The 12,225-nt window shown below is 58.0% G+C and carries 12 protein-coding genes; 9 read left to right on the forward strand and 3 right to left on the reverse strand.

The features are described 5' to 3' along the window. Positions 1-170 precede the first annotated feature (170 nt). The 6 genes from fadB (at position 171) to ALO43_RS01925 (ending at position 7,523) form a co-directional block, all read left to right on the forward strand. Positions 171-2,336, forward strand: coding sequence for a fatty acid oxidation complex subunit alpha FadB (fadB, locus tag ALO43_RS01900; RefSeq protein WP_005890467.1), 2,166 nt, complete (start codon positions 171-173; stop codon positions 2,334-2,336). Positions 2,337-2,340: 4 nt separating this feature from the next. Beyond that, complete coding sequence (gene fadA, locus ALO43_RS01905) at positions 2,341-3,516, forward strand: acetyl-CoA C-acyltransferase FadA (RefSeq protein WP_005890468.1); 1,176 nt, start codon at positions 2,341-2,343, stop codon at positions 3,514-3,516. 103 nt (positions 3,517-3,619) lie between these two features. Further along, entirely contained in the window at positions 3,620-3,856 is a 237-nt protein-coding gene (locus ALO43_RS01910; RefSeq protein ID WP_053932437.1) for a DUF1653 domain-containing protein, read from the forward strand. Positions 3,857-3,969: 113 nt separating this feature from the next. After that, complete coding sequence (gene topA, locus ALO43_RS01915) at positions 3,970-6,582, forward strand: type I DNA topoisomerase (protein WP_024671025.1); 2,613 nt, start codon at positions 3,970-3,972, stop codon at positions 6,580-6,582. A 121-nt stretch (positions 6,583-6,703) separates the two neighbouring features. Further along, positions 6,704-7,225, forward strand: coding sequence for a DUF6586 family protein (locus ALO43_RS01920; protein ID WP_024671024.1), 522 nt, complete (start codon positions 6,704-6,706; stop codon positions 7,223-7,225). Positions 7,226-7,289: 64 nt separating this feature from the next. Continuing rightward, complete coding sequence (locus tag ALO43_RS01925) at positions 7,290-7,523, forward strand: hypothetical protein (RefSeq protein WP_005890475.1); 234 nt, start codon at positions 7,290-7,292, stop codon at positions 7,521-7,523. A 37-nt stretch (positions 7,524-7,560) separates the two neighbouring features. Here ALO43_RS01925 and sulA read toward each other — a convergent pair whose 3' ends face one another. Beyond that, entirely contained in the window at positions 7,561-8,031 is a 471-nt protein-coding gene (gene sulA, locus ALO43_RS01930; RefSeq protein ID WP_053479668.1) for an SOS-induced cell division inhibitor SulA, read from the reverse strand. A gap of 9 nt (positions 8,032-8,040) precedes the next feature. Further along, positions 8,041-8,649, reverse strand: a complete 609-nt coding sequence (gene lexA / locus ALO43_RS01935; protein ID WP_003315796.1) for a transcriptional repressor LexA — start codon at positions 8,647-8,649, stop codon at positions 8,041-8,043. A gap of 259 nt (positions 8,650-8,908) precedes the next feature. On the opposite strand from lexA, the gene psrA reads away from it, so the two are divergent. The 3 genes from psrA to ALO43_RS01950 all read left to right on the forward strand — a co-directional run bounded on the left by psrA (position 8,909) and on the right by ALO43_RS01950 (position 11,476). Then, positions 8,909-9,625 carry a transcriptional regulator PsrA gene (gene psrA, locus ALO43_RS01940; protein ID WP_024671022.1) on the forward strand — a complete coding sequence of 239 codons (717 nt, stop codon included), beginning with the start codon at positions 8,909-8,911 and terminating at the stop codon, positions 9,623-9,625. A gap of 90 nt (positions 9,626-9,715) precedes the next feature. Further along, positions 9,716-10,726, forward strand: coding sequence for a beta-N-acetylhexosaminidase (nagZ, locus tag ALO43_RS01945; protein ID WP_024671021.1), 1,011 nt, complete (start codon positions 9,716-9,718; stop codon positions 10,724-10,726). Between the two features lie 9 nt (positions 10,727-10,735). Next, positions 10,736-11,476 (forward strand): S-methyl-5'-thioinosine phosphorylase, encoded by a 741-nt coding sequence (locus ALO43_RS01950; RefSeq protein ID WP_053479671.1) that lies wholly within the window; start codon positions 10,736-10,738, stop codon positions 11,474-11,476. Position 11,477: 1 nt separating this feature from the next. Here ALO43_RS01950 and ALO43_RS01955 read toward each other — a convergent pair whose 3' ends face one another. After that, positions 11,478-12,017: a cytochrome b gene (locus ALO43_RS01955; protein ID WP_024671019.1), complete on the reverse strand. Its 540-nt coding sequence runs from the start codon at positions 12,015-12,017 to the stop codon at positions 11,478-11,480. Positions 12,018-12,225: the final 208 nt, after the last annotated feature.

Here is a 12,225-nt window from a genome sequence, read left to right on the forward strand (position 1 = left end):
GCGTATGAAATGAGCGTTTGGTCGTCAGACGGCTCTTACAGAATCCTGACTACCACGTCGCAGCGGTTATACGAGTGATTTGGCGTGTTCATCGACGGCGACGTCGTAGCCTCGTCGGGCATTGACGCCCGACGGGTATCGTTCAGCTTCCATATTGTGGAGATCAGTTGATGATTTACGAAGGTAAAGCCATCACGGTTAAGGCTCTTGAAAGTGGCATCGTCGAATTGAATTTCGACCTCAAGGGTGAGTCCGTCAACAAGTTCAACCGCCTCACCCTCAATGAATTGCGCCAGGCGGTCGATGCCATCAAGGCAGATGCATCGGTCAAGGGCGTGATTGTCACCAGCGGCAAGGATTCGTTCATTGTCGGTGCCGACATCACCGAGTTCGTCGAGAACTTCAAGTTGCCGGAAGCCGAACTGGTTGCCGGCAATCTGGAAGCCAACAGAATCTTCAGCGATTTCGAAGACTTGGGCGTACCTACCGTCGTAGCCATCAATGGCATCGCGCTGGGCGGTGGTCTGGAAATGTGTCTGGCCGCCGATTTCCGTGTCATGTCCAGCAGCGCCCGCATTGGCCTGCCAGAAGTCAAACTGGGTTTGTATCCGGGCTTCGGTGGCACCGTTCGCCTGCCGCGCATCGTCGGCGCCGATAACGCGATCGAGTGGATTGCATCGGGCAAGGAAAACGCAGCAGAAGACGCTCTGAAAGTCGGTGCTGTCGATGCTGTCGTGGCACCGGAGAAGCTTCAGGCGGCCGCACTTGACCTCATCCAGCGCGCCATTTCCGGCGAGTTCGATTACAAGGCCAAACGCCAGCCCAAACTGGAAAAGCTCAAATTGAATGCCATCGAGCAGATGATGGCTTTCGAAACGGCCAAAGGCTTCGTCGCGGGTCAGGCCGGTCCTAATTACCCGGCCCCTGTAGAAGCCATCAAGACCATTCAGAAAGCCGCCAATTTCGGTCGCGACAAAGCGCTGGAAGTCGAAGCTGCCGGCTTCGTCAAGATGGCCAAGACCTCGGCAGCTCACAGCCTGATCGGTCTTTTCCTGAACGATCAGGAGCTGAAAAAGAAAGCCAAGGGCTACGATAAGGTTGCCCGTGACGTGAAACAGGCTGCAGTACTGGGCGCTGGCATCATGGGCGGTGGCATTGCCTATCAGTCAGCGGTCAAAGGTACGCCGATCCTGATGAAGGACATCCGTGAAGAGGCCATTCAACTGGGCTTGAACGAAGCGTCCAAGCTGCTGGGCGGTCGCCTTGAAAAAGGCCGTCTCACGGCAGCGAAGATGGCCGAAGCGCTGAATGCGATCCGTCCTACACTGTCGTATGGCGATTTCGGCAATGTCGATCTGGTGGTCGAAGCGGTAGTCGAAAACCCCAAGGTCAAACAGGCCGTGCTGGCTGAAGTTGAAGCCAATGTGGGCGAGAACACCATTCTGGCGTCCAACACTTCTACCATTTCGATCAGCCTGCTGGCCCAGGCGCTCAAGCGTCCGGAAAACTTCGTCGGCATGCACTTCTTCAACCCGGTGCACATGATGCCCCTGGTGGAAGTCATTCGTGGCGAGAAGTCCAGCGAGGAGGCAGTTGCTACCACTGTTGCTTATGCCCGGAAAATGGGCAAGAACCCGATCGTGGTCAACGACTGCCCGGGCTTTCTGGTTAATCGTGTGTTGTTCCCTTATTTCGGTGGTTTCGCCAGGCTGGTCAGCGCGGGTGTGGATTTCGTGCGCATCGACAAGGTCATGGAGAAGTTCGGCTGGCCGATGGGGCCTGCCTATCTGATGGACGTGGTCGGTATCGACACCGGGCACCACGGTCGAGACGTTATGGCCGAAGGCTTTCCGGACCGTATGAAGGATGACCGTCGCTCTGCCATCGACGCGCTTTACGAGGCCAATCGTCTGGGCCAGAAGAACGGCAAGGGCTTCTATGCCTACGAGGCGGACAAGAAGGGCAAGCCGAAGAAGGTCAACGACCCGGCCGTGCTTGATGTGCTCAAGCCGATTGTCTACGAGCAGCGTGAAGTGAGCGACGAAGACATCATCAACTGGATGATGATCCCGCTTTGCCTGGAAACGGTCCGTTGCCTGGAAGACGGCATCGTCGAAACCGCCGCCGAAGCCGATATGGGTCTGATCTACGGTATTGGTTTCCCTCCGTTCCGCGGGGGTGCGCTGCGCTACATCGACTCTATCGGTGTGGCCGAATTCGTTGCCCTGGCCGACCGATATGCCGAGCTGGGTGCCCTGTATCAACCGACCGCGAAGCTTCGTGAGATGGCCCTTAATGGCCAGAGCTTCTTTGGTCAAGCGTCTTCCGAGGAATGAACGTATGAGCCTTAATCCAAGAGACGTCGTGATTGTCGACTTCGGTCGCACCCCGATGGGTCGCTCCAAGGGCGGCATGCACCGCAATACCCGTGCTGAAGACATGTCGGCGCACCTGATCAGCAAGCTGCTCGAACGCAACAGCAAGGTCGATCCTGCTGAAGTGGAGGACGTGATCTGGGGTTGCGTCAACCAGACCCTGGAGCAGGGCTGGAACATTGCGCGCATGGCGTCGCTGCTGACTCAGATCCCGCATACTTCTGCCGCCCAGACCGTAAGCCGTCTTTGCGGTTCGTCCATGAGCGCGCTGCATACCGCTGCGCAGGCGATCATGACCAATAATGGCGACGTGTTCGTCATCGGCGGTGTGGAGCACATGGGCCATGTCAGCATGATGCACGGCGTCGACCCGAATCCGCACATGTCGCTTTATGCTGCCAAGGCTTCGGGGATGATGGGGCTGACTGCCGAGATGCTTGGCAAGATGCACGGCATAACTCGCGAGCAGCAGGACGCATTCGGTGTGCGCTCTCATCAGCTTGCCCACAAGGCAACGCTGGAGGGTAAATTCAAGGACGAGATCATCCCGATGCAGGGCTATGACGAGAACGGTTTCCTCAAGGTCTTCGACTACGATGAAACCATCCGTCCGGACACCACTCTGGAAAGTCTGGCGGCCCTCAAGCCTGCCTTCAATCCGAAAGGTGGCACCGTGACTGCTGGCACTTCTTCGCAGATCACCGACGGTGCGTCATGCATGATCGTCATGTCGGCCCAGCGTGCCCAAGACCTGGGCATCCAGCCGATGGCGGTGATTCGTTCGATGGCAGTGGCCGGTGTAGACCCTGCAATCATGGGCTACGGTCCTGTTCCGGCAACGCAAAAAGCGCTCAAGCGCGCCGGTCTCGGCATTGCCGATATCGACTTCTTCGAGCTCAACGAAGCCTTCGCTGCACAGGCCCTGCCGGTGCTCAAGGATCTGAAAGTCCTCGACAAGATGAATGAGAAGGTTAACCTGCACGGCGGCGCCATCGCTCTGGGCCATCCTTTTGGATGTTCCGGCGCACGCATCTCCGGCACCTTGCTCAATGTCATGAAGCAAAATGGCGGCACGTTCGGCGTGTCGACCATGTGTATTGGTCTGGGTCAGGGCATCGCGACCGTTTTCGAACGCGTCTGATTCCCGAGTGTGATGCAAGCCGGGGCTTTGTGCCCCGGCTTTTGTTTTTTGAAAAAACAGTTTTTAACCAAATGTTTTGAACGTGTTACAAGAGGACCGCAGCATGCAATTGCAACCAGGGCTATACCGCCACTACAAAGGCCCGGAGTACCGGGTTTTCAGTGTTGCCAGGCATTCCGAAACCGAAGAAGAAGTCGTGTTCTATCAGGCTTTGTATGGTGATTTCGGTATGTGGGTGCGGCCCTTGAGCATGTTTCTCGAGTCGGTCGAGGTTGACGGGGAGCAGGTCCCGCGCTTTGCTTTGGTTGAGGCCGAACCGAGCCTGTTTTCCCGAACGTGAGAGGGAAGGGCACAACAGGCTGTGCTTGACCTCACCTTGTAGCCACTATATATAGCGTGGCCTTTACAAGCTCCTCATTGTCTTTCATCTAGTATTCAGGAATTTTCTGATCCATGGGCAAATCGCTGGTCATCGTGGAATCCCCGGCTAAGGCCAAGACCATCAACAAGTATTTGGGCAACCAGTACGTGGTGAAGTCGAGTATCGGCCATATCCGAGACCTGCCCACCAGCGGTTCGGCTAGTGCTGCCAAAGATCCTGCCGCCAAGCGTGGCAAGGCCGCTGCGGGCGAAGGCCCGGTACTGACGCCGAAAGAAAAAGCGCAGCGCCAGCTGGTCTCGCGCATGGGGGTTGACCCGGAACACGGCTGGAAAGCCAAATACGAGATCCTTCCCGGCAAGGAGAAGGTCATCGAAGAGCTGCGCAAGCTCGCCAAGGATGCCGACATCATCTATCTCGCGACGGACTTGGACCGCGAAGGGGAAGCCATTGCCTGGCACCTGCGCGAAGCCATCGGCGGAGATGACAGTCGCTACAAGCGTGTGGTGTTCAACGAAATCACCAAGAAGGCTATCCAGGAAGCGTTTTCCAAGCCGGGTGAGCTGGACATCGCACGAGTCAATGCTCAGCAGGCGCGCCGTTTTCTTGACCGCGTTGTCGGCTACATGGTCTCGCCTCTGTTGTGGCAGAAAGTCGCTCGAGGGTTGTCTGCCGGGCGCGTGCAATCGGTTGCAGTGAAGCTGGTGGTAGAGCGTGAGCGAGAAATTCGCGCCTTCAACCCGGAAGAATACTGGGAAATCCACGCCGACCTTGGCACCGCAAAAGGCGCCAATGTGCGCTTTGAAGTAGCGCGGGAAAAAGGCGAAGCGTTCAAGCCGCTGAACGAAGCCCAGGCCATGGCCGCCCTTGAAAAGCTCAAGGCGTCCACCTACAGCATCATCAAGCGTGAAGACAAACCGACCAGCAGCAAGCCGTCGGCACCGTTCATTACCTCGACTCTGCAACAGGCCGCCAGCAACCGTCTGGGCTTCGGCGTGAAGAAGACCATGATGATGGCGCAGCGCTTGTACGAGGCGGGCTACATCACCTACATGCGTACCGACTCGACCAATCTCTCGGCCGATGCCGTCAGCATGGCGCGCGACTATATCGGAACCGAATTCGGCAAGAAATACCTGCCGGAAACGCCGAATGTCTACAGCAGCAAGGAGGGCGCACAAGAGGCGCACGAAGCAATTCGACCTTCCGACGTCAACACCCATCCGTCAAAACTGACCGGCATGGAGCGTGATGCAGAGCGTCTTTACGAGTTGATCTGGCGTCAGTTCGTGGCCTGCCAGATGCTGCCTGCGCAATACTTGTCGACCACCGTCACCGTGGCTGCCAGCGATTTCGAACTGCGTGCCAAGGGCCGTATCCTGAAATTCGACGGCTATACCCGTGCATTGCCGCAAATGGCCAAGCCAGGCGATGACGACGTGCTGCCAGACATGGTTCAGGGCGAAGTCCTGAAAATGAACAAGCTTGACCCGAGTCAGCATTTCACCAAGCCGCCTGCGCGCTACTCCGAAGCCAGTCTGGTCAAGGAGATGGAAAAACGCGGTATCGGTCGTCCTTCGACCTATGCGGCAATCATCTCGACCATTCAGGACCGTGGCTACGTGGCGCTGCACAATCGCCGCTTCTATTCGGAAAAGATGGGCGATATCGTTACTGGACGCCTGGCTGAAAGTTTCTCCAACCTGATGGACTACGGTTTCACCGCCGGGATGGAAGAGAATCTCGATGATGTCGCCAAGGGGCAGCGTGACTGGAAAAACGTGCTGGACGAGTTCTACGGGGATTTCCGCAAAAAACTGGAAGTAGCCGAAGCGCCGGACAGCGGTATGCGCGCCAATCAGCCGGTGATGACCGATATCCCGTGCAAAGTGTGCGGTCGACCGATGCAGATCCGTACCGCCTCGACCGGCGTGTTTCTCGGCTGCTCGGGTTACAGCCTGCCACCCAAGGAGCGCTGCAAGGCGACGGTCAATCTGACCCCGGGTGACGAGATTGCCGATGATGACGAGGGCGAGTCAGAGTCACGTGTACTGCGTGGCAAGCATCGCTGCCCGATCTGCAGCACTGCGATGGATGCCTATCTGCTCGACGAGAAACACAAACTGCATATATGCGGTAACAACCCGGATTGCACGGGTTACGAGATCGAAGAGGGTACTTATCGCATCAAGGGCTATGAAGGTCCGAGCCTTGAATGCGACAAGTGCGGCAGCGAGATGCAGCTCAAGACCGGCCGTTTCGGCAAGTTCTTCGGCTGTACCAATCCTGATTGCAAGAACACCCGCAAACTGTTGAAAAGCGGCGACGCGGCTCCACCTAAAATGGACCCGGTGAAAATGCCGGAGCTAAAGTGCGACAAGGTCGACGACACCTATATTCTGCGCGACGGTGCTTCAGGTCTGTTTCTGGCTGCCAGTCAGTTTCCGAAAAACCGCGAAACCCGCGCACCGTTGGTCGTCGAGATTGCGCCGCACAAGGACGAGATCGATCCCAAGTATCACTTCCTTTGTGAAGCGCCGAAAAAGGATCCTGATGGCCGTCCTACGGTGATCCGCTACAGTCGCAAGACCAAAGAGCAATATGTCCAGACTGAAGTGGAAGGCAAGCCTACCGGCTGGCGCGCGTTCTACGACGGCAGCGCATGGAAGGTTGAAGACAAGCGTTGATCGCAGGCGTCCGGCTCCACGAGCCGAGCGTCGTTTTCAGCAGGTCCGGGCCTGTGCCATCAGTTTCTCCTGATGGCACAGGCTGTGCGCGTCTTGTTCCATTGTGATGGAGAGTTTCATCATGGCTCATGAGCTCTATACCCGTACCAACCAGAAAATCTATTTCGCTGGCCTCGCGCTTGAGGCGCTGGGCAGGGCAGAGAAGGGGCAGGCAGTAAACTCCCCGGCACTGTTGCAGGCGGAGCGCGAGTCGGCGCTGTTTCATCTGTATGGCGCACTGCTGGGTTTGTGTCATGAGATCGCAGGGTTCTATCGTCTGCCGCAAGCCAATGCGCGTCGGGCGGAGGAGTTGCTGACTCAGGAAGTGCTGGACGCCATCGCGATTCCCGAAATGGCCGAGCTGGTCGAACTGGCTCAGCATCGTCAGACCTGGCTGGCGCAGCTGCTGGCTGCATATAACGCACTGTTCGAGCCCCTGCGCGCGCCGAAGAAGCTTAAGGGCGATGTCAGGCAGCCGATCATACAGGCTGTGAACCTGGACGCTGAGCCGGAGTCTGAATTGTCACGTGAAGAGCTGGAAAGCTGGCGTCAGCAGCTCAAAGGGCTTGCCATTCGCTTTCGTGAAGGGTTGAGCGAGTGCTGAAAACCAATGAAGTACAGGCTGGCAGGCTGTTACAATGCCCGCCTATTGCGGAGTAACTGTACCAATGCCTACTTCTTTTCTGGAAATTGTCGAATTACCTGACGGACGTATCGAGCTGCGTCGTGCCGATGACGAAGGTTCACTGGTGACGCTTGATTTCTCTGCGGATGCCAAAGCGTTCATGCAAGGCCAGCACGTTGAAGTCGCCAAAGCCATGCTGAGTGTGGGCGTGCAGATGGCCGGGCGTCTGGCCGAAGGCGAAATCGAGACCGATGACGGCCCTCACGTTTTGCACTGACCTCTGAATTCCGGCCCGAAAACATTGACCGGGCGTTTCAGCCCAGTCGGATGTTCAGGCTTTGCGCCTCGCCGATTTTTGCCGCACTGATCAGTTGCTGGCGCGCCGATGTGCCGAGCGGGTTGATCCAGCTCACCACTGTATGACTACGTCCCAGTCGAAGTGCCTCACGCGTCAGCTCAAGCACACTTTGCGTGCCACGGGGCTGTAACAGCAGGATTCGCTCCCGATTAAGTCCTGCATCGCGCAACCATGTCTGCGTAAGGCTTGAAGGGGGAGCGATCAATGTCAGCCAGCGAGCGTCTGTTTCTTCGCTCAAGTCTCGAAGGACAGGGGCCAGCAGGTTGAGGCAGTTCCCGGCCGCGCCGCGCAAGGACAGCTCACTGAAAACTTCCGGCTCGTGGCTCCAGGGTGTTTCGATTGAATCTGTGAGCATTGGGGCGATGGGCTGAGCCAGAAACGCCTCGAACAGTGGCAATTGCGAATGCGGTGCTTGATGGAACTGCATAACGTCTCCTTAACGGCGAATGACGCCGACGCTTAAACCTTCGATCACCAGTTCCTGATCCTTGAGATCGACCTCGATAGGGGCGAAATCAGGGTTTTCGGCCAGCAGCCAGACCTTGCTGCCTTCACGTTTGAAGCGCTTGACAGTCACTTCGTCGCCGATTCGTGCAACCACGATCTGGCCATTGCGGGCCTCGCGGGTGGTGTGTACCGCCAGCAGGTCGCCGTCCAGAATGCCGACGTCCTTCATGCTCATGCCGTGTACGCGCAACAGGTAGTTGGCGCTGGGGTGAAAGAAGGACGGGTTGATGTTGCAGGACTCTTCGATATGTTGCTGAGCCAGGATCGGTGCGCCAGCTGCGACGCGGCCGATCACCGGCAGGCTGCTGTCGTCGGGACGTGCTTCGAAGCCGGGAATGCGGATGCCGCGTGAGGCGCCAGGTGTCATCTCGATGGCGCCCTTGCGGGCCAATGCCTTCAAATGCTCTTCTGCAGCGTTGGGAGACTTGAAGCCCAGTTCCTGGGCGATCTCCGCACGTGTCGGCGGGAAGCCGTTGTCTTCCAGACAGCGTTTGATGAAGCCCAGGATTTCGGCCTGGCGTGGCGTCAGTTTTATCATGATGGGCGCTCTGGCTTTTTATACAGTGACTGGGATTATATACAGTGAAAGCGCATTGGCAATCACCCATTTCACTTTCACCGCCGAGCGGTGATACCGGCAGGTGCGTAACTGATCCTCAGGCAGCCTGCTTCCAGCTGCCGGGTATACCCTTGATATTGGTTTTTGTGACTGTTCGGCCATAAAGTGGACGGGTCTGCTTGACAAGCAGACCGCCTGATACGTATGTTTCAAACGTTCGTTTGTTAGGCAGAGAGCCATGGCCCAGTCGGAAACCGTTGAACGCATCCTTGATGCTGCAGAGCAGCTATTTGCAGAGAAAGGTTTCGCTGAAACATCCTTGCGTCTCATCACCAGCAAGGCTTCGGTCAATCTGGCAGCGGTGAATTATCACTTCGGGTCGAAGAAGGCCCTGATTCAAGCGGTGTTCTCGCGTTTTCTCGGCCCATTCTGCATCAGCCTCGATCGTGAGCTGGAGCGGCGTCAGGCCAGTCCCGGGCACAACCCCAGCCTGGAAGAGCTGCTCGAAATCCTCGTCGAGCAGGCACTCGTCGTGCAGCCGCGCAGTGGTAATGACCTGTCGATTTTCATGCGTTTGCTGGGGCTTGCCTTCAGCCAGAGCCAGGGCCACTTGCGCCGCTACCTGGAAGACATGTATGGCAAGGTATTCCGTCGCTACATGACACTGGTCAATGAAGCGGCTCCGCGGATCCCTCCTATCGAGCTGTTCTGGCGGGTGCATTTCATGCTTGGGGCTGCTGCGTTCAGCATGTCCGGCATCAAGGCCCTGCGCGCTATCGCCGAGACTGATTTTGGCGTCAACACCTCCATAGAGCAGGTCATGCGCCTGATGGTGCCGTTTCTGGCAGCAGGGATGCGCGCCGACACCGGCGTCAGCGACCCGGCTATGATTGCCGCCCAGCTCAAGCCGCGTACCAAGAGCAGCGCCAACGCTCCTGCGCCTGCCAAGGCCTGAACCGCTACTGCCCGGCTGCATTGCGTCAGGCTTCAGGATCAAGCACCATGCGCGGATTGAAAACAGGCACTGGTGTGTAAGGGTTTTTCTATGAGTTCTGGCCTGCAAGGCTCCCTGATGGTTGATGTCGCCGGCACATGGCTGACCAGCGAAGACCGTCAGTTTCTGCGCCAGCCCGAAGTGGGCGGCTTGATCATTTTTGCTCGCAATATTGAGCATCCACGTCAGGTTCGGGAGCTGAGCGCAGCCATACGCGCCGTTCGCCCCGACCTTCTGCTGGCAGTGGATCAAGAGGGCGGTCGGGTCCAGCGGCTGCGTCAAGGCTTTGTGCGTCTGCCGCCGATGCGTGCCATTGCCGAAAAGCCCGATGCTGTCACGCTGGCTGAGCACTGTGGCTGGGTAATGGCGACCGAAGTGCTGGCGGTCGGGCTCGACCTGAGCTTTGCGCCGGTGCTGGACCTGGATTACCAGCGCAGTGCTGTCGTGGGCACGCGTTCCTTCGAAGGCGATCCCGAGCGTGCGGCGTTGCTGGCAGGTGCCTTCATTCGTGGCATGAACTCGGCAGGCATGGCGGCGACCGGCAAGCACTTTCCCGGTCATGGCTGGGCCGAAGCTGATTCTCATGTGGCCATTCCGACTGACGAGCGCAGTCTGGAGCAGATTCGCGCCAATGATCTGCTGCCGTTTGCGCGCTTGAGCCAGCAACTGGCGGCGGTGATGCCAGCCCACGTCATCTACCCGAAGGTCGATTCGCAGCCCGCCGGTTTTTCAAGGCGCTGGCTGCAGGACATCCTGCGCGACGAACTGAAATTCGACGGTGTTATCTTCAGCGACGATCTGTCGATGGCCGGTGCTCACGTCGTTGGCGATGCTGCCAGCCGTATTGAGGCAGCGCTAACGGCCGGCTGCGACATGGGCCTGGTCTGCAATGATCGTGCGGCCGCAGAACTCGCGCTTGGCGCGGCGCAACGCATGAAGGTCAAACCGTCGCCGCGCATTGCCCGCATGCGTGGGCAGGCAACCGCCGGCACCGATTATCGACAACACCCGCGCTGGCTGGCGGCGCTTCAGGCGCTGCGCGCTGCTCAACTGATCGATTAAGGATTTGCGATGACTGTTTACGCGATTATTGGCGGTACCGGCCTGACCCAACTGGAAGGTCTGAACATTCGGCAGTCATTGCCGACCAACACGCCATACGGCGCGCCTTCCGGTGAGATCCAGATCGGCGACTATGCTGGCCGTGAGGTCATGTTTTTGGCGCGTCATGGCCATCCGCACCGTCTGCCGCCGCATCAGGTCAACTACCGGGCCAACATCTGGGCCTTGAAGCAGGCGGGCGCCGAAGCGATTCTGGCGGTCAATGCGGTGGGCGGTATCCACCCGGAAATGGGCACCGGGCATTTTTGTGTGCCACATGATCTGGTCGACTACACCAGCGGTCGCCAGCACACGTTCTTTGCCGATGACCTGGAAACGGTTACCCACATCGATTTCAGCTACCCCTACAGCGAAGCACTGCGCGCGCGACTGATTGCAGCGCTGGCGGCAGAAGGTTGCGCATTCTCGGACCGGGGTGTCTACGCCTGCACTCAGGGACCACGCCTGGAAACCGTTGCAGAGATCATCCGCCTTGAGCGCGATGGCTGCGATATCGTCGGCATGACCGGCATGCCGGAGGCTGCGCTGGCACGTGAACTGGAGCTTAAATATGCCTGCCTGGCGCTGGTGGTGAACCCGGCGGCAGGAAAGTCGACCACGGTCATTACCATGGCTGAGATCGAACAGGCTCTGCGGGACGGCATGGGCAAGGTGAAAGCAACACTTGCCCGGGTTCTTTCCGCGTCCTGATTCACAGCATGCGTTTGAGGGTGTTGTCCTTGCGCACCAAGTGATGCCAGACCGCGGCAATCACATGCAGCCCGATGACATAGTAGAAGATCGAGCCCAGCAACTTGTGCAGGTCTTCGAACGTCTCGGCGGTGCGGTCAGAGGTCGGCAGCGGCCAGGGAATCTGCAGGTCGGTCAGCGGAACAGGCAGCGCGCCTTTTTCCACCATGACCGTCAACAGGCCAAGCACCGGTTGCGCGAACAGAAACGCATACAGTGCGTAATGTGAAAGGGAGGCTGCCAGGCGCAGCACACCTTCCAGCGGTGGTGTAATGCCGGGCGGACGATGGCGTCGACGCTCGGCGACACGAAAGAACGCCATGACCAGAATCAGAATGCCTACCCAGAAATGGCTTTGTACGACCAGCAGGCGGTACTCGGAGCCTTTGCCGAACTGGGTGCGGCTCAGAATCAGCGTGTACGCAAGCACAATCAGGACCGCCATGATCCAGTGCAGCCATCGTGCTCTAGGGCTGTAACGTTGAGAAGTCGGTGCATCCACGGTTGAATTCCTTGTTGCTTTTACAGGCTTGGTAGACAGCTTAGGCCGCAGGTCGGGGCATGCGTTGCATTATGGCCCGATTTATTGCAGCTCCGCTGCGTGATGCATTGAATGTTGAATATGGCAATTAAGCAGCAGGGGCGTGACGGGATGGAACCTGTGCTCATGGGTGGCTTCATATAACGTGACTATTCACCCAGGAGCGAGT

The sequence above is a fragment of the Pseudomonas tremae genome (assembly GCF_001401155.1).
GTDB lineage: Bacteria > Pseudomonadota > Gammaproteobacteria > Pseudomonadales > Pseudomonadaceae > Aquipseudomonas > Aquipseudomonas tremae.

Bases quoted from the DNA above. Each gene is read 5' to 3' on its own strand.
- fadB (WP_005890467.1), top strand. From the start codon at position 171: ATGATTTACGAAGGTAAAGCCATCACGGTTAAGGCTCTTGAAAGTGGC.
- fadA (WP_005890468.1), top strand. From the start codon at position 2,341: ATGAGCCTTAATCCAAGAGACGTCGTGATTGTCGACTTCGGTCGCACC.
- ALO43_RS01910 (WP_053932437.1), top strand. From the start codon at position 3,620: ATGCAATTGCAACCAGGGCTATACCGCCACTACAAAGGCCCGGAGTAC.
- topA (WP_024671025.1), top strand. From the start codon at position 3,970: ATGGGCAAATCGCTGGTCATCGTGGAATCCCCGGCTAAGGCCAAGACC.
- ALO43_RS01920 (WP_024671024.1), top strand. From the start codon at position 6,704: ATGGCTCATGAGCTCTATACCCGTACCAACCAGAAAATCTATTTCGCT.
- ALO43_RS01925 (WP_005890475.1), top strand. From the start codon at position 7,290: ATGCCTACTTCTTTTCTGGAAATTGTCGAATTACCTGACGGACGTATC.
- sulA (WP_053479668.1), bottom strand. From the start codon at position 8,031: ATGCAGTTCCATCAAGCACCGCATTCGCAATTGCCACTGTTCGAGGCG.
- lexA (WP_003315796.1), bottom strand. From the start codon at position 8,649: ATGATAAAACTGACGCCACGCCAGGCCGAAATCCTGGGCTTCATCAAA.
- psrA (WP_024671022.1), top strand. From the start codon at position 8,909: ATGGCCCAGTCGGAAACCGTTGAACGCATCCTTGATGCTGCAGAGCAG.
- nagZ (WP_024671021.1), top strand. From the start codon at position 9,716: ATGAGTTCTGGCCTGCAAGGCTCCCTGATGGTTGATGTCGCCGGCACA.
- ALO43_RS01950 (WP_053479671.1), top strand. From the start codon at position 10,736: ATGACTGTTTACGCGATTATTGGCGGTACCGGCCTGACCCAACTGGAA.